The following is a 23,896-nucleotide window of genomic DNA, read 5'->3' as shown; positions in this document are numbered from 1 at the left end:
CGTCACCCGAGGCATGCCAGACGGCCGCCCCCCTCCAGGCGTCAGACGAACCGGCTGCGCACGGCCTGGGACAGTGACCCCGTGCTGCCGGTACCAACGCGAGTCGCGACGACTCTGCATCGTTCACGTGTTCGATTATATGATCTGGTGCCACGCAGCCCACCCCCACCCCAGCAGGGCCTCTGTCCCGTCGCACCGAACCTTGATGTCCGTTGACAGCGAAGTCAGTCGGACGGATGGCGCTGACCTGCATGGACTGGATTGGGTGGCAAAGCGGCGCAGGGGTCGAGGTCTCCGCGTCGTCGACTGCCGCAGGGACAAATGGATACGGCGTTCCCGGTTTCTGACGCACCGTGATGCGCGCGGTCGTCCCCGTCTGTGGGCGTTGACCGCGTACGTCGTGTCCTGGGGTGTGGCCGTGTTCGTTCAGCTTCTGATGCCTCAGGTACCGGAGGGCGCCCTGGGCAGGGAGGTCCGCAACCGGGATGATGAGCGAGCTGGACACGGCGATCGCCCATGGGGAGTGACAGCTAATGAGAGCGTGTGTGGTCGGGGCCGGCCCCGGGGGAATCGTCACCGCCAAGGTGCTGCTGGAGAACGGCTTCGACGTCACGGTCTTCGACAAGTACCAGCAGGTCGGCGGGATCTGGTCATCAGAGGGCTGCTACGACGGGCTGGCCAACCAGTCCGCACTCCGCATCTTCGAGTTCGCGGACCTGCCCAACCGCTTGCACTTCGCCAGCGCGGTGGACACGCAACGCTACCTGGAGGACTACGCCGAGATCTTCGGTGTACTGGACCGCGTCCGGCCCGGTACCGAGGTGATCTCCATCCGGCCGGTGGAGGGGCCCGGGCGGGTGGGCGCCTCCGGCTGGTCGGTCGACTCCCGGCCCACCGGGGACAAGGCGGCGGACGTTCATCGCGAGACTTTCGACTATGTCGTTGTCGCCAGTGGGGCTCATCATCATGCCCAACTGCCCGAGCTGCCCGGGCGTGAGTCGTTCCGCGGGACCGTGCTGCACTCCAACGAGGTGCGGGCCGGGACATTCGCCGGCCGGCGCGTGGTCGTCGTGGGCGGCGGCAAGTCCGCATTGGACTTGATCACCCGCGCCGCACACGAGGCGGCCTCGGCCACGATCGTGCAGCGCAAGGTGAACTGGATGATCCCCGAGCGGTTCCTGCTCGGTCTGGTCAACTACAAGTGGATCCTGTTCACCCGGCTCGGTGAGGCGCTCCTGCCCCGCTACCACGATCCGGCCTGCGTCCGTCCGATCGACCGCATCGACGAGCGGGTCAAGCGGGCTCTGTGGTGGCTCATCACCCGCGACGTGCTGCTTTCCACCGGGCTGTACCGGCTGCCGAGGCAGCTGCGGCCCGCTCACGCGCTCCCCTTCCATCTGGCCCACGCGGGAGTGATGCCGCGCGGCTACGTGCGGGCCGTCCGCCGCGGCCTGATCGCCCCCAAGGTCAGTGCCGTCGAGGCGTATACCGACAAGGGGCTCCGACTGGCGACCGGCGAGGAAGTGGCGGCAGACGTCATCGTGTTCGCCACAGGGCACCACAAGGTCTTCCCGTTCCTGGACTCGAGCGTGCGCGTGCACGATGACGACGGGCGGCTGCGGCTCTACCGAGGCATCGTGCCACCCGGCGCCGACCGGCTCGGGTTCGTCGGTTTCCGGCAGGTCTTCAACAACATCATGGGCATGGAACTCACCGCGCACTGGCTGACCAGCCATTTCCGGGCGACGCTGCGCACCACCCCAGACGAGCAGGGGATGCGGGAGGCCATCGACGCTTGCCTGGCCTGGCAGGAGCAGGTACTGCCAGGCTCCGGCGGCTACGACTTCGGCCCCTACGACATCCACTGCGCGGACGAACTCCTGCACGACATGGGGTTGCCATCCCGCCGCGCCGGCAACCTGCTGGCCGAATACCTGCTTCCCGGCGGAGTGGCACACCGCTACGCGGGCCTGACTCGATCGAGTTCGGCGAAATGAATACAGAGCATAAGCGGCCCGACGCTCGACGAGCCGCTGCCGAGGAACGCCCACAAGTGTGGGTTAACGGCGCCTGCTTCGGCTGAGTCGACTGGGTTCGTTGTCAAACGCCTGGGTTGGATGGCAAAGGACACTTGAGCGCTTCTCACCGGAGCCTGACGGATCGCAGTTCGTCTCAGCGAAGGTTGAGTGCGCAGGTCAGGGCGGTGTCGCAGCAGGCCGAGGCTCTGCTTGTCCACCGTGGTCACGATCAGCCGGAAGCTGGAGCGCCTCGTCGAGCGAGAGCCGTTACCCCTCTGACCTGCGGCGTAGCTGGTGCTCAGACTTCGCTGAGACTGCTCAAGGTTCGGTGCGACAGGTCAGCAGGGAGCAGTAATGAACCCCGAGGATGCCGCCCGCAAGCTGGGCGTCGCCCCGGCGTCCCTACCCCCTGCCCCGCCCGCGCCCCGCTTCGCAGAGACCTGGGCGCGGATGCAGCACGAGCCTCCCTGCTCCGCGTGCGGCCAGCTCTCCCGCACCAGCGGCATGATCCACGACCCCGCCCATGGACCGCGCTGGTTCGACCGATGCCGGGAATGCTTCCTCGCGACGCCACCGACCCTTCGCGTGCCGCCGACGCGGTTCCTCCAGGAGCTGCCTGAGGTCGCGGCCGACGCGCGGCTGAGGCTGCACACCTACACCGACGAGGGCGGGTGGGAAAGTGAGTGACGTGGACGACGAGCGGTTCCACCTCACCCTGACGGCGGGGGGTCTGCCGGTGATGCACGGCTGGTGAGGCAAAGCGGCCCACCGCCGAGCACCAGTACCGGTCTTGGATCGGCGGAGAAGGTCGCGGCGGCCATCGTGGAGGGCATCGAGTGGAGCCGCTTCGTGATCTGCCCGGACACGGGCAACCGGGCCTTGGCACGCGTGGAAAGCGTGTTGGGGGCAACCCCTCACGAGTTCGCATCTCGTACCCTCCGCCAGTGCCTCACCGGGCACTACGTCGAAGAGCCCACCGTTCGCGGTGGGGCCCTTCGACGTTGTCCGTCTCCGTTTCCGTCTCAGTCGGATCCGAGCGCCTTTCTGCTCTGGCAGACCTGCCAGCCGCTGCGCCCTCCCGGGTCTTCTCTCAGCCTGGCTGTCCGTCGGCCGTTCCGTTGGGGAGGTTGATCGTCTTGTACTCGGTGAAGGAGCTGAGCCCCTCGGGCCCGAACTCTCGGCCGATGCCGGATTCCTTGTAGCCGCCGAAGGGCGCGCCGAACTCGATTCGGTAACCGTTGATCGTCAGGCTTCCGGTGCGGACTCGGCGGGCGATCCGCAGGGCGCGGTCCTGATCATTGCTCCACACGCTTCCCGACAGCCCGTACTTGGAGTCGTTGGCTATGCGAACGGCGTCGTTGTCGTCGTCGAATGGGATCACGACGAGTACCGGACCGAAGATTTCGTCCTGGGCGATGCGCATGCGGCTCTCGACGTCGGCGAAGATCGTCGGCTCGACGTACCAGCCCTTCGCCAGGCGCGAGGGGCGGCCGCCGCCCACCGTGATCACCGCACCTTCCTGCCGCCCACTCGCGATGTAGTCCTCGACCCGGCGTCGCTGGCGCTCTGCCACCAGTGGGCCGACCTCGGTGGCGGGATCGTGTGGATCACCGACCGTCAGCGCGGCCGCGGCCTGGGAGACTGCGTCGACGACCTGGCGGTAGCGGCTTCGAGGCGCGAGGATCCGGGTCTGCGCCAGGCAGTGCTGGCCGGACATCATGATCGCGTAGGGCATGAGGGCCGGCACGACGCTGTCGAGGTCGGCGTCCTCCAGGATGATGGCGGGTGACTTCCCGCCGCACTCCAAGGTGACCCGCTTGAACTGCTCACCACAGAGGGCGGCGACCCGTCGCCCTACCGCCGAGCTGCCGGTGAAACTGATCTTGTCGACCTGCGGATGGCGCACCAGTGCCTCGCTGTTCGCGCGGTCGGCGGGGACGATGTTCAGCACGCCCGGAGGCAGGTGCGCTTCCAACGCGGCCTCGGCGAGCACGTACGCGTCGAGCGGCGTCTCGGGCGCCGGCTTGAGCACTACGGTGCAACCGGCGATGAGTGCGGGGGCGAGGTTCACCATCGTGAGGATGAGCGGGGCGTTCCACGGGACGATCTGCCCGACGACGCCGACCGGCTCCCGGAGGATGCGGGACGTGCCGGTGAGACCTGCTCGGTCCTGCTCGAAGGGGAAGGTCGCGACGAGCCCCCGGAAGTAGTCGAGGAGCATGACGGGAACCGGTGCCTGGAGCTGATGGGAGAAGCTGATCGGCGAGCCCATCTCCTCCGTGATCAGTCCTGCGATCTGCGGGACGCGCGACCGGAGGTGGTCGGCGAAGGGCTCCAGGGCGTCCGCTCGCTCCTGAGGCGACATGCGCGGCCACGGTCCGTTATCGAAGGCAGCACGGGCCGCGCGGACAGCCCTCGCAACGTCGGCGGGCGTCGCGGAGGGAGCCGAACCGATCTGCTCCTCGGTGGCCGGAGAGATGACCTCGAGCAGGTCGTCGGACTCCGGCTCGACCATGTCACCGCCGATGAAGAGTCGATCCTGGATGAGGGCCGAGGCTTGGATGGTCGCGTGCGAAGACATCGCCGACCTCCTTGTCGTCAGCGGGTCAAGGGCGCCGTGGTCCTGGCCCGCCATTGGGTTGTCAGTCCCATGGTGGGAAGCCGTGAGTTGACTTCGCATCACTGAGCCAACGCTGAGGTTTTTCACGCGCGACCATGATGTTCCCGCCACATGTCAGGCTCACCAGCCGCCGTCGGCGATGAGTGCGGCGGCCCGCTCGCCGATCATGACCGTGGTCGCGTTGGTGTTCGCCGAGACGATCGAGGGCATCACTGACGCGTCGGCGACGCGCAGTCCGTCGATGCCGCGCACCCGCAGCTGCGGATCGACGACCTTGCCGATCGCGCAGGTCCCGACGAGGTGGAAATAGGTGCCTGTGCAGCGCGCCACGTAGTCGCGCACGGCGGCCCCACGGGCGACGTCGGGCCCGGGCAGCACCTGCCGGCCGCGCCACTCGGCCAGGGCGGACGCCGCGCCGATCTCGCGCGCCCGCTGGAATCCGATCAGCATGCGGCGCACGTCCTCCTGCTCGCCGAGGTAGTCGGGGTCGATCAGCGGCGCCTGCGTGGGATCAGGACCGGCCAGTCTCAGCGTGCCGCGCGAGACCGGCGTCATGACGGCGAAGCCGATGGTGTAGCCGTTGAGAGGGCCCTGGAGGTCCGGTGGGTGGAAGGGCACGTCGATGAAGACGAACTGGAGGTCGGGCTCTTCCACGTCCGGCCCCGTGCGCTGGAGCGCGGTGACTTCGCCGTGCTGGTTGGCGCCGGGCTCGACCGGCCGGCGGGCCTCGTAGGTGATGCCGGCGAGCGGATGGTCGTGGAGGTTCGCGCCGACGCCCGGGAGGTCTTCGACGACGTCGATGCCGAGCTCGCGCAGGTGCCGTTCGGGACCGAGCCCGGAGAGCATGAGCAGCTTCGGCGAGCCGACCGCGCCGGCGCAGAGCACGACCTCCTCCATGGCCCAGGCGCGATGGGTTCGGCCGTCGACGGCGTACTCGACGCCGACGCAGCGATCGCCGTCGAACAGCACGCGCAGCGCGAGCGCCGCGGTCTCGACGGTGAGGCCCGGGCGGCGGGAGATCGGCTCGAGGTAGGCGGTGGCCGCGCTCTGGCGCGCGCCGTCGACGATGTTGAGCTCATGCCAGCAGACGCCCTCGGGCTGCTTGCCATTGCTGTCGTCGGTCGCGGGGATTCCCACCTCGAGTGCGGCCTCGAAGAGTGCCTGGGAGAGCGGATGGCGGTTGTGCGCCGGTGCGAGGCGCAGCGGTCCGCCGAGGCCGCGGTAGGCCGGGTCGCGTCCCTCGGTGTGCTCCGAGCGCTTGAAGTGCGGCAGCACGCTGTCGTAATCCCAACCGGTCGCGCCCTCGCGCGCCCAGCGGTCGAAGTTGGCCCGGTGCCCACGGATGTGTGCCATGGCGTTGATCGCGCTCGAGCCGCCGAGCACCTTGCCGAGGGGCATGACGTGTTCGCGCTGGGCCGTACCGGCCTGGGGCACCGTCGCGTAGCACCAGTCGACCTCGGTCCTCATCAGTGCCGGCCACGCCTGCGGGACCGTGAGCAGGTCGAGGGTCGGAGGACCTCCCGCCTCCAGGAGCAGCACACGCGCACCGTCGCGTTCGGAGAGGCGGGCTGCGAGCACGCAACCGGCCGTTCCGCCCCCGACGATCACATAGTCGTGGTGGCTCACCTGCTGTATCACCATGTCGTTTCGCCTCCCGCGGCCGTGGAGCCTCGCAGCGGCGACTCCCGGGTCTTTCCGCTCTCTGAGACCACGTCTCTGACACGACGTCTCTGACACGACCGTGGCGGCCTGACGGCGCCTTGGCGTCGATGGACCGATGCTGACCTTTGCTGCCCGGAACCCTGACGATTTCCCTTACGGGGACGCGGGCTCATGCGATCCGTGGAGATGCTCTGCGAGCTGCTTGCGCGAGGTGATGTCGAGCTTTTGGAAGACGTGGCGCAGGTGGGTCTCCACCGTGGGCAGGCTGATGACGAGCGCTTCCGCGATCTGCCGGTTGGTGAGGCCCTGGGCGGCGAGGCCGGCGACGCCGCGCTCGGCGCCGGTGAGGGCGTCGACACCGGTGAGCGCCAGCCGACGGGGCCGCGCACCGCCGGCTCGTAGCTCCTCGCTCGCCCGCTGTGCCAGCGCGGTCGCCCCACAGGACCAGGCGCCGTCCATTCCGCGCTCAAGCGCGGTCCGCGCCTCGGAGCGCCGGCCCCGGCGGCGCAACGAAGCGCCCAGCTCGACGAGGGAGCGTGCCTGCTCAAGACGCGCCGACGAGTCCTCGAGCACCGCCACCGACTCCCGCAGCAGGTCCACCCTCTCGTCCGAGGCGCCCGTCACCGCGGCCGCGCGCAATGCCACCCCCAGCGTTCCCGGCGCCCCGAAAACCTGGGCAAGATCGAGCTCTTCACGAGCCAGCCGACGCGCCGCATCGGCGTCGGTGCCTGCCAGCGCGAGTGCCGCCTGCGACCGCCAGGGCACGAGTGCGGGTGTCAGAACCGCGCCCTCCATCCGAGCACCCAGGGCCAGCAGCTCATTGATCGCCTCCGACGTCCGGCCCTGGGCGGTCCGCAGCCGAGCGCGCGCGCCGATCAGAAAGGAAAAGAGCAGCAGAGGGCTGTCGGCGCCGGCCAACCCGGTCTCGGTCAGCAGCCGCTCGGCGTCCCCGATCTCCTCGCGTTCGATCATGGTGTCGACCAGCACGGCGACCGCCATGGGAGCATGCAGGGAGTGAGCCGGCGGCCGACTGCCGGACGGCCCCGTCCCCGGATGGAGGTGCGCCGCCTCCAACGCGGCGCGAGCGTCAGCCTCGGCTTCGGCCAGCATGCCCACCCGGTGGAAGAGCGTCGAACGGAGGACAGCCGCGTTCAGGAACTGCGCGGCCGACCCGTGCCGGCGTGCGTCCTCCACCTCGTCGTCGAGCAGCCGCCGGGCGAGCGAGTGGCTCTCGGCCAGGATAAGCGCCACGAAGAGCTGGGCCTTTATCGGTCCACGTGCGAACTCGGGCGCCTGGTACCAGCCGCGGACCGCCTCCTCGGCCAGGCGGAGAACCCGAGCGGCCGGTTCGTTGGCGAAGAGTGCCTCGACTGCCGCCAGGCTGGAGACGTGGGGAGGGACGGGTTCGCCGGCGAAGGCGGGCCCGACGACCTGCCGGACGCGGTCGCGTAGCCCGCGCGGTGTCGAGAGGTCCACTTGCAGGGCCCCGGCCACGGCTGCCTCCAAGAGCAGCGCGCCCTCGGAGTCCCGCTCGGTGGCCTCGGCAATGAGGCCGTCCAGAGCGGGTGCGACCTCGTGCGCGCGGCCCGACCACACCAGTGCCGTACGCAGGCGGTACGCAATCTCGATCTTCGCCGCCATGTCGTCGGTGCACTCCAGCGCACGCCGCAGGTTTTCTGCGGCCGCTTCGAACTGGCCTGCGTTCTGCTCGGCGGTACCGAGTTCGCGCAACAGCTCGGGCCTGGACGTGTCGTGTGCCGACTCTGCGAGCGCCCGCTTGAGGTAGCACACCGCGAGGTCGGGCGCGCCCTTTTGGGTGGCCGAGCGGGCGGCGTCGAGCAGGATGTCGACGACCTCCCCGTCGCCGGCCGGGGCGGCTGCCAGCAGGTGCGACGCCACGTGCTCGACCGCGCCGCCCGCCTGCCACAGCAGCCGGGCGGCGTCCCGGTGTCCTCGCGCCCGTCGACGCGGGGGGAGCCCCGCATAGATCGCCCAGCGCACGAGTGGGTGCGCGAATCCCAGGCCATCGGCGACGCGCAGGATGCTCATCGAGACAAGTCCGTCGACGGCCTCGTCGCAGCTGGGTAGGTCGAGCCCTGCCAGGCGGGCAGTCAGCACTACGTCGGCTCCGTCGCCCAACACCGCCACGGCCGCGGCCAGCGCCGTAGCCGACGGCGGCAGGCCCGCCAGACGCAGGTTGATCCACCGCGACACTGTCTCCAGACCCATCTCGCCGACCTGCTCGACTGCTGCCGAGGTCGGCTGGGCACCCCCGGCACGCAGGGCGCTGATCAGCTGCGTGACCAGAAATGGGTTGCCCCCCGTCATCGTCCAGCAATCACGGACGAACCCCGGCTCGAGGGGCGCTGCCGCGAATGCGTCCTGCAACAGGGTCCGTACTGCCTCGAGCGTGAACGGACTCAGTCGGACGACGTCGACCTCGGGGCCCGCCACCAGCTCCGTGAGCAGCAGGCCGTGGGCGCCGGGGTCCTCCGGACGCACCGCCACGGTCAGCAGCACCGGCAGCCCGTGCACGCGCCGAGCCAGATAGCCCAGGAACCGCAGAGACGGCACATCGGCCCAGTGCGCGTCGTCGACCACCATCATCAGCGGCACGCGCGCCGCCAGCTTCGCGGTCAGCCCGTAGAGACCGTGCAGCGTGGCGAAGCTGCGATCGCCGCCGCCGACCGGTTCACCGAGACGATCGGCGCGGCCGCCGCCGAGCAGCCATGCTGAGGGAGCGGCAGCTCCTTCGAGCAACAGCTCACGCTCGCCGTTCTCCGCGCCGGTCAACACCGGCTCGAACAACTGCCTGGCGACGCCGAAGGCGAACTCGGTCTCCATCTGCCCGCCGCGAGCGCTGACCACGGCCACGCCGCTTTCCGCCGCAAGCTCCATCGCGGCTCGTAGCAGCCGGGTCTTGCCGATCCCCGCCGTGCCCTCCAGCGCCACGACCGCGCCTCTGCCGGCCTTCGCGCCTGCGATCGCCGCGCCGAGACACCGCAGCTCGCCCTCACGCTCGAGCAGCCGTTGCTCGGCGCCGGTCCGATCCAGTCCGTCAGGCACCAGAGACCACCGGGCGAAGGCCCGCTTCCGTAGCGCACGCGCATGCGCGGCCGGACGGCTTCACGATGGCAATGGCTCTCTCTCGGTCTCCGGACAGCTGTTGCAGCCGCCCACCGTCCACTTCTCACCGTACGAAACCATGCGCTGATCCGCCTCCCTGCGGAGCGTGTGGAGAGCACGCGGGACACCGGAAAGGCCACCGGCCGACCATGGCTGGATACGACGCTGAGCAGGCAGAAATCTCGTATCCTCCGCAGCCGCCCAGCAGGGCAGATGAAAGGCCCCGTCCCCTGGAATTCGCCTTCGCCGGTCGGGACCTTCGCGTGTCCCGTCTCACGTTCCGTCTCAGTCGGCTTCCCGGCCGGTGCCGGGCGGCTCCCAGAAGACGTCTCCTGAGAGGTCATTTCTCCTGCGTTTTCTCAAGGCGGGGCCGTTTTCTCGGCGGGTCTGTCGGGACTGACGTGAGGGACGTGCTCTATGGGGTAACGGCTGGATACCGCGGGTTCCTCGCCGAACTGCTGATGACCGAGTGCGACGACCGGGCCCGCCGCTCGGAACGACGCATCAAAGCAGCCGGCTTCCCCCGGGAGAAGTCCCTGCGGGCATTCGACTTCGACGCCAACCCAAACATCGACCCAGCCACCGTCCACACCCTCGCCAGCTGCGAATGGATCAAGAAGAGCCAGCCGCTCTGCCTCATCGGCGACTCCGGCACCGGCAAGTCCCACATGCTCATCGCCCTGGGCACCGAGGCCGCCATGAAGGGCTACCGCGTCCGCTACACCCTCGCCACGAAACTGGTGAACGAACTGGTCGAAGCGGCCGACGAGAAGCAGCTCAGCAAGACCATCGCCCGCTACGGCCGCGTCGACCTTCTCTGCATCGACGAACTCGGCTATATGGAACTCGACCGTCACGGCGCCGAGCTCCTCTTCCAGGTGCTGACCGAACGTGAGGAGAAGAACAGCGTCGCCATCGCCTCCAACGAGTCCTTCGGAGGCTGGACCAAGACTTTCACCGACCCCCGCCTCGGCGCGGCCATCGTCGACCGGCTCACCTTCAACGGCACCATCATTGAGACCGGAACCGACTCCTACCGCCTTGCCAGCACCCGAGCACGCGCCGAAGAGCCGTCCAAGGCCGGCTGAACCCTAGCTGTATGAGGGCTCGACGTTGGTGACGCTCTCGCGGAGGCGTGCTGCTGGCGGCTTTCCGGCGGCAGCACTATGCGGCCGGTGGTAGTTGTAGTGGATGTTCCACACTGTGATCGCGGCTGACCGGGCGTCCTCGCTGGTGAACTCGCGGGCGTAGAGGACTTCCTCGGCCATGATGCGCTGGTAGCGCTCCACCTTCCCTTGTGCCGAGGTGTGTATGGCTTGGTTCTCTGATGCCGGGTGCCTTGCCCGACGATGCGGGCGAAGTCGCCGGAGCGGTAGCAAGCGCCATTGTCAGTGACGACCCGGTGGATGTGGTTGATGCCGTGGGCGGCGAACCAGACCTTCGCCCGGGCGAGGAAAGCAGCAGCTGTCGCGCCCTTCTCATCGCCCAGCGGTTCTGTGTAGGCGAGCCGTGAGAAACCATCGACGACGGAGTGCAGGTAGACATAGCCACGCTTTGCCCCGACCGACTTCGCCCGACTAGCGACCTTGGCCTGATCCCTGTCCCGGCCATGGATCCGCCACCCGCCGCCATCAGGGATCCGGCCGACCTTCTTCACATCCGGGTGCACCATGTGTCCGGGCCAGCGGGCAGTGATCTTCCCCGGCTTCCGGTTGTTCTCACCGCCTGGGTCGATGAAGCGGCGTTTGCCGAGGCCGAGCCGGGTCAGGTGTCGGCTGACAGTTCGCCGGTCGATCACAAAACCGATGCTCACAAGTTCGTCGGTGATCCGTTGCGCGGACCACTTGAGCGCGCGGCGCCAGGACTCGATCTGCTCGATGACCCATGCTGGAGTCGCGTTCGGACTCCGGTGCGGACTCGACAGCCGGTCTTGCAATCCCGCATCACCGTGTAGCCGCCAGCGATTTACCCACTTGCTGGCGCATGCGCGAGAGATACCCATCTCAGCGGCGACGTGGGCGATGGGACGTGTCTGGCACCGCTTCACGAGCCGCCTACGGCCCTCGACGCTCAGGGGCGCATTCGCGTGGGGCACTCGTCGTCCTCTCGAAGTCAGACGACGGCAGGCGCGACACCTATCGTGCGCGCCTTCCGCATTGCGGCCTTTCAGCCCTTCGGTGCAACGCGGATACGGTTCCCGTCAGGATCGGCCGCGAGGAAGGTCAGCCCGAACCCCGCATCATGAGGCTCGCGCAGGATGGTGACCCCCTTGGACTGCCACTGCTTGAAGGTCGCGTTGAGCTCGTCGGGTCGTCCACCGTCAATGGCCAGGCAAACCTCACTGGTGCGCGGGACGTCCGGTGACAGATCCTCGAACTGGCCCGACCACAGAGCGAGGTCAGCGCCTGGCCCGAGGTCGAAGGTGATGTATCCCGGAGTCTCGAACGAGGGGCTCATGCCGAGGAGGTCGCCGTAGAAACGAGCTGCGGCGGGAGCGTCGTTCACGTAGACGATGGACACGACGGATGTGGTCATGATCGTTCCTTTTCACAGGTAGTAGGTACGCATCCACCAGCCTGAGCGGGATATGCGCCGCATCGTGTCGCAATTCCTGAAAAAGTTGGTGTGTGACCCCAGACCGCTTCTTCGCCCTGATGCTGCTCCTCGAATCGAGGGATGCCGTGACTACACAGGAACTTGCCTCGGCACTCGGGGTGTCCCTTCGCACCATCACCCGAGATCTGAACTGGCTCCGTGACGCCGGTCTGCCGGTGACCGCACACCGGGGCCGCCTCGGAGGCGTGACCATGCTGCCCGGATCCGGACTCGACCTCACGCGGCTCACACCGGACGAGCGTGATCATCTGTCGCTCACTGGGCTGGATGAGAAGCAACGTGCGGAGCTCAACGTATCGGTTGAAAGCCAGCGCGCGCTCTCCAAGATCGTCGCTACACAGTCACGTCGAGTTCATGAGCTCTTGCCGCTCACCGACGTAGTGCACGTGGACAGCCGTCCGTGGCGTCAGGCACGAGCTTTCGGCACGACTCCGGCTTCGCTGATCGGCGCAGTGCGGCGAGGTCGCCGGCTACGGATCGAGTACGACAGCCCACGCGAGCCATGCCCACGCGACCTGGTCGTGGATCCCTACGGGCTGTTCGCCAAGGCCGGCATCTGGTACCTCGTCGCCGATTGTGCCCGAGTGCCACGGATGTACCGACTCGAACGGATCACGACGTGGAAAGAAGTCGACCAGCCACGACGGATCCGCGAGAGCCAGACCCTGGCCACGGTCGCTGCAGCGCTCATTGCTCAGTGGGAACACAACCACGCGATAGAGGTCAGCGCCACCATCGACGAGACCCAGATCGAGCGAGCGCAACGGATCTTTGGCCTACGACTCGTCTGGGACGACCATGAAGAATCCGCCACCGGCCGCAAGGTAACGATCCGCTTCCTGCATCTGGAGGACGTGCGAGCACTACTGCCGTTCGGGAGCGCCATCACTGTGCACGGCCCCACCGAAGCCAGGGCTCACCTTCGCGACCTCGCCACCAATCTTGCCCACCACTATGCGCCGTCACCAACGCCCTGACCTGCAACAGCTTGTGCTGTTCGGAGACGTTGGTGACAGGCGACACGCCTTGAGCGGTCCTTGAAAGAGGTGAGGGCCCCTGGTTTCGGTGTGGATTGCGACATCTACAACCGGCATCCAGGAGGCCCTCGTTGTCCCACCGTAATGCCCCTGGCTTTGACCGTGAATGCTGACGTCGTTTGGCCGTGAAAGTTGACGGCGGTTCGTGGCCTCGGGCCGGCTGGATGTTGGTGACTTCTGACGGCAGTCCGGATGGTGTGGGGATGGCTTAGCGGGCGAGTTCGCGGCTGTGAGCGAGGCGGTAGGACTCGGTGCCGGTCTCGAGGATGTTGCCGCCGAAGGTGAGCCGGTCGACGATGGCGGCGCAGAGTCTGGGGTCGGTGAAGGTCTTGCCCCAGCCGGCGAAGGAGTCGTTGGAGGCGATGGCGACGGAGTTCTTCTCCTCGCGTTCGGTGAGGACCTGGAAGAGGAGTTCGGCGCCGCGGCGGTCGAGTTGCATGTAGCCGAGTTCGTCGATGCAGAGCAGGTCGACGCGGCCGTAGCGGGCGATGGTCTTGGTCAGGATCTTCTCGTCGGCGGCCTCGACCAGCTCGTTGGCCAGCTTCGATGCCAGGGTGTATTTCACCCGGAAACCTGCCATCGCGGCTTCGGTGCCGAGCGCGATGAGCAGGTGAGACTTGCCGGTGCCGGAGTCACCGATCAGGCAGAGCGGCAGGCCCTTCTTCACCCACTCGCAGGTGGCCAGCGAGCCGACGACGGCGGAGTCGATGTTCGGATTGGCATCGAAGTCGAACTCGCGCAGCGATTTCTCCCGGGGGAACTGGGCGGCCTTGATCCGGCGTTCGGAGCGGCGCCTGGCGCGGTCGTCGCACTCGGCCAGCAGCAGTTCGGCCAGGAACACCAGGTAGGACATCTGGTCGTTGCCGGCCTTGGCCGCCAGGTCGGGAAACTGGTTGCGGATCGTGGGCAGTCGCAGGACCCGGCATGCCTGGTCGACGGCGGCTTCGGCGGCTTGTTCACTCATCCGGCGGCGAGGGCTCATGGCGGCGGCTTCTTCCTGCTCGGCTTCTGGGTAGGTCTCGGGTCCGGCGCGCGCCCAGCGGCGGCCACGGCGGCTCGCCGGCTGGGAAGCAGCTGGTCGTAGATCGACACGTCAGGCATGGGGCGGGTGTCTTTGGGCAGTTGCGCCAGGCGCCGCTGGGTCAGCGAGGTGACGGTCGCTGCGACGGCCCGGTCTGCCTCGGTAGTGGCTCGGCGTCGTGGCTTGGCCGAGGTCGGTTCGTCGTTGTCGGCGATGCGGCGGGCTTCCAGCGCGGCCGCGTCCGCGGTGAGCGCTCCGACCTGGAGCGCGGCGGCCAGGCCGGCGACGACGTCGTTGTGCTGCATGTGCCGGTGCAGCAGCAGAACCTCGATCAGAGCGCGGGTGCCGGCGGTGTCGCCGTGGGCGTTGCAGGCGGCTGTCCACCAGGCTTCGTGGATCGGGGTGAACTGGCCCGCGGCCCGGGCCTGTTCGAGGACCGTGGCGCCGGGCAGCGCGCCCGGTTTGCGCAGCAGCGCTTCGAGATAGTGATCGAGCTCGAGCCGTGATCCGCTCTTGGTCAGCAGCCGTTCGTGCTGGGCGATCTCGGTGCGGCCGTCGAACACCACGAGCTCGGAGGCGTGCAGCAAGACCCGGACCTGGCGGCCGATGAACCGGGTCGGGACCGAGTAACGGTTGGTGCGGACGGTGATCTGGGAGAACCGGTCGACCCGTGGGGTGAACCAACGGCCGGTCTCGAACGTCTCGACGGGCAACGGCTTCAACGACGGCCGTTCGACGGCGAACAGCTCGCCGATCGTGCGGGGACGGGTCCCGATCCGCCGGGCCTCGTCGGCCAGATCCCACTCGTCGATCAGCATGTTCAAGTGCGCCAGCGAGTCGATCTCGGGGACGGGAACGAAGTGGTTGCGGCGAAACCAGCCGATCTGGCCCTCGACGCCGCCTTTCTCGTGGGCGCCCTCGATTCCCGGCGTGCAGTAGAACGGCTCGATGCCGTAGTGGGACCGAAATGCGGTCCACCGGTCGGTCTCGACCCGGCGCCGCGTGAAGCCGAGCACCGACGCGACCGCGGCCTTCAGGTTGTCATACCGGATCTTGCCGAACGGCACGCCGCCCAGCACTCTGAAGGCGTGCTCGTGGCCCTCGAAGAACGCCTCCTTACCGCCGGAGGCGAACACCCGGTGCACCGCCTTCCCGGAGAACGACAACCGCAGGCAGAACAAATGGCACTTCACCAGCTCGCCCCGCAAACGGACCGCGACCTCGCCGAAGTCGACCTCGGCTTCGGCGCCGGCCAGGTGCGACTGCTCGATGAACACCTGCGCCGGGCCACGGCCGGCCTCGCCCCGAATCTCCGGCTTCCGCTTGGCGACGTAGGCGCGCACGACCTGGTAGGACACGTCGTCCATCGCGTGCTCGTTGATCAACCGGCGATAGATCCGGACCACCGTGTGACGCTGCTTCCTCGGCGCATCCAGATCAGCCAGCAGCATCTGGTCGATCACCGGCTTGAACGGATCCAGCTTGGAACGGCGAGGCGCGTACGGTTCCCGAGGTTGCGGCCACGCCGAACTCAGCGCCTTCTGAACAGTCCGCCAGCCCACCCGGTACTTGCGCTCCAGCGCCCGGTTCGACATGCCCTCGCGAGCGTCACGCCGCAGCGCGGCATACAACTCGACCTTCGACTGACCAGGCGGCATCGGCGGTGCTCCTTCACTGAGCACATTCACCTTGCCACCGCAACCCCGCGAGTGACACTACTTCTCACGAACAACTTCCCAGCTAACCAGCCGGTGACATCCACTCAGACGGACAACTGACAACCCACAAACACCGTCAGAGCCATCCTTGCGAAAACCATTGGTGCCCGGCTTGCTCCGCTGATGGACTGACGTCCTACCGTGAGTCTGCCGCGTGACGGAGGTAGTGGTTGTGACAGGCTATGACGTGCTCGCCGAGGTGTACGAATGGATCATCTCGGATGCAAAGTTGCCTCCAGCCGAGTTCGCTGCGTCGTTCGACGACGTCCTCAATCTCCTGCCGTCGAACGCTCACGTCCTCGACTGTTCGTGCGGAACCGGACAGTTGGCGGTTGGCCTCGCCGGTCGTGGCATGCAGGTTGTCGCAACTGACGCCAGCGAGGCGATGGTTCGTCGAACTGCAGAGTTGTCTGAGGAGTTCGGGGCATCCGTCCGGGCCGTACGGGCGAACTGGGAAGAGTTGCCCGACCATTTCCAGGACAACACGTTCGACATGGTGTTCTGCGTTGGCAACTCGCTTCACCATGCCGCGGGCGCGACAGGCAGGGGTGCTGCTCTGGAGTCGATGTCACGGCTTCTGCGCCCTGGCGGGCGCTTGGTACTCACATCCCGCACTTGGGAACTCGTGAGGGCCAGAGGTTCCCGGCTGGAGATCAGTGACCGACTCGTCCGCCGGAACGGTCGCGATGCCGTCGTGGTCTACCGCTGGGAGATTGCGCCGCATTGGGAGGAGGAGCACCACATCGAGATTGCGATCGCGCAAGTTGATGCGACCGGGTTGGTTCTTGTCCGCTCGGAACTGCTGTCCTGCTGGCCCTACCGGTACGAGGAACTCGAAGTCGAGCTGCACCGGGTCGGACTCCAAACGGAACTGAGCACGTTCGATCTTGAGGCCGAGAACTACATGGTGGTCGCAAGCAAGGTATAAACACCGGACTCTCAGTCCCTGGCCGGACCGCGCGGTTGCTCGCAGGACGCTTGCGCCCTCTCATCGGTGCGGGTTCAAGTGGTCAACGCAACGCCTCGGACGAGGAGTGCTCGTCGATCAGACGGCGGTAGATCCGGGGTGACGGTGTGGCGCTGTTTCCTGGTCGCGTCCAGATCAATGAGCAGGATCTCGTCGATCAGCAGCGTGAACGGATCCAGCTTCGACGGCCGCGCCGAAGCGGTTGTCGTGCGTGGCTGCGGCCAAGCCGAGGTCAGGGCCTTGTTGACCGTGCTCCAGGTGACGCCGTACTTGCACTGCAACGCCCGGTTCGACATGCCATCGCGGGAGTCGCGCCGCAGCGCGGCGTACAACTCGACCTTCGACTGGCCAGGCGGCATCGGGGGTGCTCCTTTACTGAGCACATCCAGCTTGACACCGCAACCCCGATGGTGACGTCAGAATTCGCGAACATCTTTCTGGGCCATCACCTGGTGCCGTCAGCTTTCACGAACAACTGACGTCACCAACTACCGACAGAACCATGCCCCGCTGACTCCGACCGGCAGGCTGCGTCTGGCCCGGTGTGCCGTCGACGACGGCTGGCCGCTTCGGCGGGCCGCGGAACGCTTCCAGGTAAGCCACACCACCGCGGCCCGCTGGGCAGGCCGCTACCGGCTGCACGGCACAGCAGGCATGCAGGACCGCTCCAGCCGCCCGCACCACCAGCCCTTGCGCACCCCGGCCACGGTCTGATCAGCCCAGGCCAACCCACGAACTACTGATCAGAAAAACCGCCCCTGTACAGCTGCGCTGGCCGCCCTCGGACTCCACTGGGCAGCCGTGTAGCCGTGTGGCCGTGTGGAAGGCTGCATCAAGGTCCATGCCGGACACAGCTGGCACGGACCCTCTGCTTGTGCTCAGCCTTGCCCACGCGGTGTGAGGCCGGGTGGGGCCGGCGGGCAAGCACCTCGGGCTATGCGGCGCGGGGACCATCCATCGTTGTCGATCTGGTCATGCGCCGGAACACCCCCCGCATCGGCGGAGAGGACCAGTACCGCCTGCCGGCGCCGATGGTCCGACGCGGAACACCCCCGCGTCGGCGGGGTGGTTTTGTCGACGGGATCCGACACCACTTGTCGCTCAGGGCCGAGAACGCCTCGTTTGGCCGTAGGGCGATGTCTGTGAGTCCTGGCAACGCTTGAGGGCTTGCGGTGGGAGCATCGAGGTGCTTTGCGGGATGAGTAAGGCGATCCACGGTGCCTGCGGAGCTGTCAGCCTGCCAGCCGAGCTTTCCAGATCTCCTCACTGGGCCATTGCTGGGCCCAGTCGGCGGAAACTTCTTCGTAATCCCCCGCAGACTGGGGTGCCTGAATCTCAATCAGATCTTCAACGACGAAGCCGCAGGCCCGCAGCAAACGGAGCATCTCACCGTGCGGCAGGATGAACTCCACGTGATTCCCCCAGTCCAGCCGCGTCAGGCCGAATTGGCCGCGGGACAGAGTGGTGGATGCCGGTCCCCCGGGCGGTACACACAGCGCGAACAGCGGTGAGTAGCGCGAGAACACCAGCCGGCCTCCAGGAACGAGAAGCCGGGCTGCCTCCGGGATCCACTGGTAGGGGTCGCACCACAGCGAGGCACCGAACTCGCTGATCGCCAGGCCGAACGTGTTGTCCTCGTAGGGCACCTTCTCGGCATTGCCCAGGACAAGGGGGAAGTCGATGCCGAACTCCGCCTGCATCGCGCGAGCAGTGGCGAGCTGCTTCTCCGAGAGGTCGATCCCGACCGGGTGGGCTCCTGCTCTGGCCAGCCAAGCGGAAACGTAGGCAGTACCGCAGCCCAACTCAATGGCGCGCATCCCGTCGATGCCGTCGGGAAGCACGGAAACCTGCGACTCAGGGGTGGCCCACAATCCCCAGGACGGTTCCACCTGCGCCCAGTGATCACGGGCGAGCGGCCCGTGCCATGCAGCCGCCTCGTCATCCCAAAAGCGTCGGTTCTGCTCCACATGGTCCGCCGGGCCGTCATGAGTCATGGAGGCATTCGATCGAAGATGCTGCTGTTCCGGCAACGGAATTTCCACGGCGCCAGACTCCCTCGAGCCGCGCGGCTGGCACGACGGCCAGGTAAGCACCACCACCTGCGGCGCGCATCGCTCACAGGCCGGCGAGCAGATCCACCACCGGACCCCTGTCGGCGCGATCCACCTTGCAGCAGGCGTTGCTACTTCTCATCGACATTTTCGGGCTCCTTGATCTCCCCCAGGCCGGGCGGGTCTACACGAAGGCCGGCGACTCCTACAGGCCGCCGCCGACGATGCCGTGGTGGAGGTCGTGGCATGCACGACCCGGCACGCGGTCGTCACTGTGGTGCGGCTGCGCTGACCGGTGCCAGGGCTTCGTCCGGCGCGGAAGGGCTGATCGGCTGGCGCAGGTCCAGGTAGCAGCGCAGCCGTACGCCGGGCTCGTCTGGATCCCGCGTCGTGTGCTGTGCGGGGGCTGTCGCCCACCGGTCGGCGAGCAGCTGCTGGAAGGCGAGCGCGGTGTCATCGTCGGCGGCAGTGACGTCGAAGACGACCAGGCCCGGCCGGCTGACGTGCGCCTCGTTGACCGGGTCCATGTACGGCACTTACGCGTGGGCTGCCGGACAGGTTCCGCCGCTGTGGTGTCTTCACCCGACCGAGTGCTGGTGTGTTCAGAACCCGTCTCGAATCCTCCCGTTCAGTGGCGCGTCCAACTGGCATGATCCCAGGATGACTTCGTCGATATCCGAGTCGTGGACCCGTATAGAGGCTTGGCTCGCCCAGCACGCGCCTCGTACGTTTGCTGCTCTTGGCCCCCCGGCGGAGCGCTCGGCAATTGCCGTGGCCGAACAGGCCATCGGTCAGCCGTTCCCCGAGCCCTTGGTGGAGTCCTTGCTGCGGCACAACGGCATGGGCCACTACGACCTGCTGCCGCCGTTCTGGTCTTTACTCGAGGTGCAGAGCATCACCAGAGCCTGGCAGACACGCATGAAGATCTACGGGGACGAGCTGGCGGGAGCAGAGGAAGGGGACCCGGATGGGGAATACGGGCCGTGGTGGCATGCGCAGTGGATCCCCGTCGCCTTTAACGGTGCAGGGGACTACCTCATCATCGACCAGCGTCCCTATCGTCGCCGCGGAAGGATCGGCAATGCCGATCATGAAACAGGATGCTCCTTTTCGCCCCACCCCATGTGGGCGTCGCTCCCGGCTCTCCTGGATGCGACAGCCACGGCTCTGGAGACCGGCGAGGCGGTGGACGGTTACCTGCCTGTCGCAGTCGACGAGGATGAACTGGACTGGGACTTCTGATACTCAGGCCGCTGCGACAGCTTGAGAGACGCGTCGTCGGCCACCAAGTCGTGCACAGCCTCGTCGGACAGCCCGAGCAGGGACGACAGGCCCAGCCGGAGGTGGGCACGGCGCCGCTGGTCTCGCTCGGGCGTGAAACGGGCTGTATTGGGTGGGGCGTCTCAGCTGCGCCGCAGGGACGCATAGGGGCCGCCCAGCCGGTCCGCAGCTCGGCCACGTCGCCGAAGCGCCCGCGCCGGGCGCGCGTGGCTCAGTCGCCGTACAGCCAGCTGCCGTACTCGGCGCCGTCCACGAGGAAGTGCAGGCCGAAGGCGCCGGGGCACAGCACCAGGGCCAGCACCCCGACCCGTAGCAGGACCGGGGTCGCAACGGTGATGGGCCCGGCCTGGCCCGTGACGGTATGCCAGTCGCGGCAACGTCGGATGTCTCCCCCGCAGGTCCACCAGAAGAAGAGCCCGAGGAGGATCCCCACCACGGCCATGAAGACGGCGAACAATCCGACGACGCCGAGGAACGTCCTGCGGTTGTGGTGGTCGCCGACGAACAGGGAGGCCATCCCGAGTAGGGGCACGGCGGCCAGGCCGTACAGGGCCCCACGCGCCGCCACGTCCCGGATCCGGAGCAGGGGTCGGATGATCGCGTCCTCGGTGCGCATACGCGGCACCGTAACCCAGCCCCGTCGCCGGGATCACACCGCCTCCGGGCCGCCCCCGGCTTGGCCTTCGAGTTGTGCGCGACCCGACGATGACGGGCCCGTATTGGCAGGGTCGTACCGGGCATCGATCTGCCGTGCCCGGTACTTCGCGTCCCACCACTCGCCGCGGCCCAGGAGCCACAAGTGGAGACAGGTGGCGCCGGGGGCCGGCCTCTACCGCCGCAGGCGACGTGCCTCTACGCCCTTCGAACGGGTGACGGTCCTCATCTCTGCGCAACCACCGGACTCGGGTGCGTGTCCTGCACAGGCGACACCACCCGCTCAACCATGGAGCCTGCTCCTGCGCAAGAATCTCGTCACGGCTGCCGCTGTTGTGGCTGGCGCGCTGACCGTCCTGTCCTTCGTTCCCGCACACGCCGCCGAGTACAGCTCGGCGTTGAAGATCCGCGGAGTTCAGTACGACGCACCGGGCCGGGACTCCAACAGCTGCTCCTCGGGCAACACGGACGAGGAGTACCTGACGGTGAAGAACTACTCGTCCCGCTCGACGATCAACCTCAAGGGCTACGTCGTCAAGGACGCCACCGGTAACCGCTTCGCCTTCGCCGCCAACCACTACCTGTAGCCCGGTGACTATGTGAAGCTGCGCGGCGGCCACGGCACCGACTCCGACACCCACAACGTCGTCTACCGCGACAACTGCAACTTCCTGTGGAACAACGACAAGGACACCATCTCCCTGTACAAGCCCTCAGGCAGCCGCGCCGACGTCCACTCCTACACCAACCGCAACGACGATCCTGACGGCAACGGGTACATCAACTTCCACAGCTGAGGCCCCCACCACCACCCGGCCCCGGGCCAGCTCCCCAGCCCGCCTCGGCTCATGGCCGTGGGGTGTCTGTGAGGCGAAGGTGCCAGGACCGCGATCTCAGCGCATCAGTGCCCAGCGCACCACCGCCTGGCGGGTCGGCAAGCACACCGAATGCCCGCGCAGCTTCATTCTTCTCGCTCCCGCACATCAGGTCTGGGTGACCGCTGTCCGCCCTATAGGAGAGCTGCGTGGTCACGGGGCACTCGAAGGGACAAAGAGGTCCATGAGCGAGAAAAAGGACGTCCGCACGGCAACGGCCACACAGGAAGGACAGGTCAGGGAAAGGCTGGCCGATCCAAGCGCGCTTCGGGCAAGGTCGTACGCCTGTACCGCCGCTACCACGCGTGGCGTGCCCCGTTCCCGCTGTGGGCGAGGATCGTGTGCGACATCCTGTTCTGGGCCCTCACTGCTGCTGCGGCCTACGTCGCGATCGGCAGCCTGTGCGGGGCAATCCTCATCGCAGCTCCCCTCCTCGGGTTCCTCGGACTCGCGTCGAGCAAGGAGCACGACGACGGCATCGACTGGAGCGACCACCGCATGGGAGGGCAGCCCAGGAACCCCGGGCCCAAAATCTAGTGCTGTCCTTGTCCTCATCAACCTGGGCGCCGACCTCGACGAGCTAGCCGCGCGCACTCCGCGCAGCGGGCTGCGCGCACCGGTCGGGCAGCCCGACCAGCCCCCCTCTCCCCTCCTCAACCGCGCCATGTACGGCGCCTTTGTTGGGACCTCTTACGAGGTCTGCGGCCGGCGCTTCAGTGCTCGAAGACCGCCGTCGCCACCGGCACTGCCAGCAGCAGGCTGAGTCCGACCAGGGGGAGGCGGTCCAGCCACAGGATGGCGGCGAATTCGCGCAGTGTCGCGGCCAGCCAGTAGGCGGGGGAGGTCGGCGCGCCCACGACATGCACGGGCACGCCGACGCGGCGGGCCAGCAGGGTCGTGCGGTAGACGTGGAAGCCGCTGGTGACCACCGTGGCACGGTGGCCGGGAGTGGTGCCGTCCACGAGGGCCGCGCTGAAGCGGAGGTTCTGCCCGGTGTTGACGGAGCGGTCTTCCCGCACGATCCGGTCGGCGGGCACTCCGCGTCCGCGCAGATAGTCGGCCATCGCGTCCGCCTCGGAGCGGACCTCGTCGTCGCCTTGGCCGCCCGAGACGACGAACACCACACGAGGCGCGTCCGGTGCGCGGGCGGCGTCGATCGCGAGGGCGCGCTCCAGCCTGCGGGTCAGCAGCGGGCCGGGCCGGTCGCCGTTGAGCCCGGCACCCAGGACGACGACATGGGTGGTTTCCGGCAGGGGGGTGCTACGGCCCCGGACGAACACGTAGCCGGCGAAGACGAGGAAAAGCAGAGTGAGGTATCCCGCGGCCGCGTTCACCGCGACCACGAGGGCACCGAACGCCTCGCCGCCGACCGCGTGGAAGACCGCGTCGAGGCCGAGCACCGCCAGCACCGCGCAGCCGGCGGCCCCGGTCGCCAGCAGGGCTGCCTGCGGTCCGTAGCGCCGGACCAGGAAGACGCCGTCGGCCAGCAGAAGCAGGCCCAGCGTGAGCACCAGGAGCAGGGCGGTGACGGCGAGGACGGTGGCGATGGTCGGGTGGGCTGCCGCACTGCGACCGGCCACGCCGAGTCCGGCAGAGGTCACCGCGAGGCAGAACAGGACGGCGGTGGAGAACCGGTGCGGTGCCAGCAGGGCGTTGACGACGCCGCCCGCGGCGAACAGGACCGCGGCGAGGTACTCCGGGTACTCCGGCATGTGCCGCACCGCTCCGCTCTCCCGCCCGCCGGGCCGCTGCCCGTACCCGCCCGCCTCGCGCCGCCCGCAGGTTCCCGGACCCGGTACGGACGGCTGCCGACCATCCTCCCAGACCTGCGGAGGGACCGAAGGCCGCAAGACCGCGGTCAGCGCGCGGTGACCACCTGAAGCCGACCGATCCCCCTAGGGCGCGTATCGGGTCGTGATCAATGAGCGGGTTCTCCTCTCACGCTGATCTTCGATCCGGTAGATCGTCTTGCATGACACGTGCGCAACTGACCGATGGGGCACCCGCCCAGGAAGCTGCGGTGCTCACTGATCACGACCCGATACGCGCCCTATCCGGGATCCGGCACCACCGGGCCCAGCCTCCGATCGGCACAAGCCGCCCGGAGGCTGGGCCCGGCCTGGCAGCGGAGCAGTCACATGATCGCCCGGACAGGTCCTAGTAGTGCTTCGTTAGGTTCTGGCTCTGGTTCTGCTGGTGGTGAGGGGTCGTCCGCAGGTGGTGCAGGTGCCGGTCCAGCACCTCAGCAGG

18 protein-coding genes and 3 pseudogenes are annotated in these 23,896 nt (G+C 67.8%); 9 read left to right on the top strand and 12 right to left on the bottom strand.

Going from position 1 to position 23,896, the window contains the following annotated elements:
• Positions 1 to 545 precede the first annotated feature (545 nt).
• Positions 546 to 1,997 carry a flavin-containing monooxygenase gene (locus tag ACIBNA_RS44060; protein WP_399171033.1) on the top strand — a complete coding sequence of 484 codons (1,452 nt, stop codon included), beginning with the start codon at positions 546 to 548 and terminating at the stop codon, positions 1,995 to 1,997.
• Positions 1,998 to 2,372: 375 nt separating this feature from the next.
• Positions 2,373 to 2,705: a hypothetical protein gene (locus ACIBNA_RS44055; RefSeq protein ID WP_399171032.1), complete on the top strand. Its 333-nt coding sequence runs from the start codon at positions 2,373 to 2,375 to the stop codon at positions 2,703 to 2,705.
• A 403-nt stretch (positions 2,706 to 3,108) separates the two neighbouring features.
• Here ACIBNA_RS44055 and ACIBNA_RS44050 read toward each other — a convergent pair whose 3' ends face one another.
• The 3 genes from ACIBNA_RS44050 to ACIBNA_RS44040 form a co-directional block, all read right to left on the bottom strand.
• The gene (locus tag ACIBNA_RS44050) at positions 3,109 to 4,599 is read right to left on the bottom strand and encodes an aldehyde dehydrogenase (protein ID WP_399171030.1); all 1,491 of its coding nucleotides are present in this window, start codon (positions 4,597 to 4,599) and stop codon (positions 3,109 to 3,111) included.
• 159 nt (positions 4,600 to 4,758) lie between these two features.
• The gene (locus ACIBNA_RS44045; protein WP_399171028.1) at positions 4,759 to 6,279 is read right to left on the bottom strand and encodes a GMC family oxidoreductase; all 1,521 of its coding nucleotides are present in this window, start codon (positions 6,277 to 6,279) and stop codon (positions 4,759 to 4,761) included.
• Between the two features lie 174 nt (positions 6,280 to 6,453).
• Positions 6,454 to 9,366, bottom strand: a complete 2,913-nt coding sequence (locus ACIBNA_RS44040; protein ID WP_399171027.1) for an AAA family ATPase — start codon at positions 9,364 to 9,366, stop codon at positions 6,454 to 6,456.
• Positions 9,367 to 9,887: 521 nt separating this feature from the next.
• Here ACIBNA_RS44040 and istB (ACIBNA_RS44035) point away from each other — a divergent pair.
• A complete protein-coding gene (gene istB / locus ACIBNA_RS44035; protein ID WP_399171037.1) occupies positions 9,888 to 10,514 on the top strand; it encodes an IS21-like element helper ATPase IstB in 627 nt (208 codons plus the stop codon).
• Between the two features lie 3 nt (positions 10,515 to 10,517).
• Here the strand turns inward: istB (ACIBNA_RS44035) and ACIBNA_RS44030 are convergent.
• Both ACIBNA_RS44030 and ACIBNA_RS44025 read right to left on the bottom strand, forming a co-directional pair.
• Positions 10,518 to 11,521, bottom strand: a pseudogene (locus ACIBNA_RS44030) (IS481 family transposase).
• A 71-nt stretch (positions 11,522 to 11,592) separates the two neighbouring features.
• On the bottom strand, positions 11,593 to 11,961 hold the full coding sequence (locus tag ACIBNA_RS44025) for a VOC family protein (protein WP_399171026.1): 369 nt from the start codon (positions 11,959 to 11,961) through the stop codon (positions 11,593 to 11,595).
• Positions 11,962 to 12,053: 92 nt separating this feature from the next.
• On the opposite strand from ACIBNA_RS44025, the gene ACIBNA_RS44020 reads away from it, so the two are divergent.
• The gene (locus ACIBNA_RS44020; protein WP_399171024.1) at positions 12,054 to 13,019 is read left to right on the top strand and encodes a helix-turn-helix transcriptional regulator; all 966 of its coding nucleotides are present in this window, start codon (positions 12,054 to 12,056) and stop codon (positions 13,017 to 13,019) included.
• A 268-nt stretch (positions 13,020 to 13,287) separates the two neighbouring features.
• On the opposite strand, the gene istB (ACIBNA_RS44015) is transcribed toward ACIBNA_RS44020, so the two are convergent.
• On the bottom strand, positions 13,288 to 14,061 hold the full coding sequence (gene istB, locus ACIBNA_RS44015; RefSeq protein WP_399171023.1) for an IS21-like element helper ATPase IstB: 774 nt from the start codon (positions 14,059 to 14,061) through the stop codon (positions 13,288 to 13,290).
• Positions 14,058 to 15,758, bottom strand: coding sequence for an IS21 family transposase (gene istA / locus ACIBNA_RS44010; RefSeq protein WP_399171022.1), 1,701 nt, complete (start codon positions 15,756 to 15,758; stop codon positions 14,058 to 14,060). The genes istB (ACIBNA_RS44015) and istA overlap by 4 nt, the downstream gene beginning before the upstream one ends.
• A 232-nt stretch (positions 15,759 to 15,990) precedes the next feature.
• Between istA and ACIBNA_RS44005 the strand changes: the two genes are divergently transcribed.
• On the top strand, positions 15,991 to 16,746 hold the full coding sequence (locus ACIBNA_RS44005) for a class I SAM-dependent methyltransferase (RefSeq protein WP_399171036.1): 756 nt from the start codon (positions 15,991 to 15,993) through the stop codon (positions 16,744 to 16,746).
• A gap of 74 nt (positions 16,747 to 16,820) precedes the next feature.
• On the opposite strand, the gene ACIBNA_RS44000 is transcribed toward ACIBNA_RS44005, so the two are convergent.
• Positions 16,821 to 17,144: a hypothetical protein gene (locus tag ACIBNA_RS44000; protein ID WP_095749789.1), complete on the bottom strand. Its 324-nt coding sequence runs from the start codon at positions 17,142 to 17,144 to the stop codon at positions 16,821 to 16,823.
• 85 nt (positions 17,145 to 17,229) lie between these two features.
• Between ACIBNA_RS44000 and ACIBNA_RS43995 the strand changes: the two are divergent.
• Positions 17,230 to 17,487 (top strand): annotated as a pseudogene (locus ACIBNA_RS43995) (leucine zipper domain-containing protein); the annotation flags it as partial.
• Positions 17,488 to 18,017: 530 nt separating this feature from the next.
• Here the strand turns inward: ACIBNA_RS43995 and ACIBNA_RS43990 are convergent.
• Positions 18,018 to 18,827, bottom strand: a complete 810-nt coding sequence (locus ACIBNA_RS43990; RefSeq protein WP_399171020.1) for a class I SAM-dependent methyltransferase — start codon at positions 18,825 to 18,827, stop codon at positions 18,018 to 18,020.
• A 278-nt stretch (positions 18,828 to 19,105) separates the two neighbouring features.
• A complete protein-coding gene (locus ACIBNA_RS43985; protein WP_399171019.1) occupies positions 19,106 to 19,363 on the bottom strand; it encodes a DUF6207 family protein in 258 nt (85 codons plus the stop codon).
• A 166-nt stretch (positions 19,364 to 19,529) separates the two neighbouring features.
• Between ACIBNA_RS43985 and ACIBNA_RS43980 the strand changes: the two genes are divergently transcribed.
• Positions 19,530 to 20,078 carry an SMI1/KNR4 family protein gene (locus tag ACIBNA_RS43980; protein WP_399171034.1) on the top strand — a complete coding sequence of 183 codons (549 nt, stop codon included), beginning with the start codon at positions 19,530 to 19,532 and terminating at the stop codon, positions 20,076 to 20,078.
• A gap of 250 nt (positions 20,079 to 20,328) precedes the next feature.
• Here the strand turns inward: ACIBNA_RS43980 and ACIBNA_RS43975 are convergent, their stop codons facing one another.
• Positions 20,329 to 20,733, bottom strand: coding sequence for a DUF6336 family protein (locus ACIBNA_RS43975; RefSeq protein WP_399171018.1), 405 nt, complete (start codon positions 20,731 to 20,733; stop codon positions 20,329 to 20,331).
• A gap of 373 nt (positions 20,734 to 21,106) precedes the next feature.
• Here ACIBNA_RS43975 and ACIBNA_RS43970 point away from each other — a divergent pair.
• Positions 21,107 to 21,568 (top strand): annotated as a pseudogene (locus ACIBNA_RS43970) (lamin tail domain-containing protein).
• Between the two features lie 417 nt (positions 21,569 to 21,985).
• Positions 21,986 to 22,183, top strand: coding sequence for a hypothetical protein (locus ACIBNA_RS43965; protein ID WP_399171017.1), 198 nt, complete (start codon positions 21,986 to 21,988; stop codon positions 22,181 to 22,183).
• 176 nt (positions 22,184 to 22,359) lie between these two features.
• Here ACIBNA_RS43965 and ACIBNA_RS43960 read toward each other — a convergent pair whose 3' ends face one another.
• Complete coding sequence (locus ACIBNA_RS43960; protein ID WP_399171016.1) at positions 22,360 to 23,358, bottom strand: YdcF family protein; 999 nt, start codon at positions 23,356 to 23,358, stop codon at positions 22,360 to 22,362.
• Positions 23,359 to 23,896: the final 538 nt, after the last annotated feature.

The sequence above is a fragment of the Streptomyces sp. NPDC050164 genome, assembly GCF_044459945.1.
Classification (GTDB): domain Bacteria; phylum Actinomycetota; class Actinomycetes; order Streptomycetales; family Streptomycetaceae; genus Streptomyces; species Streptomyces coeruleorubidus_A.
This window is presented reverse-complemented; position numbering and strand designations above follow the sequence as displayed.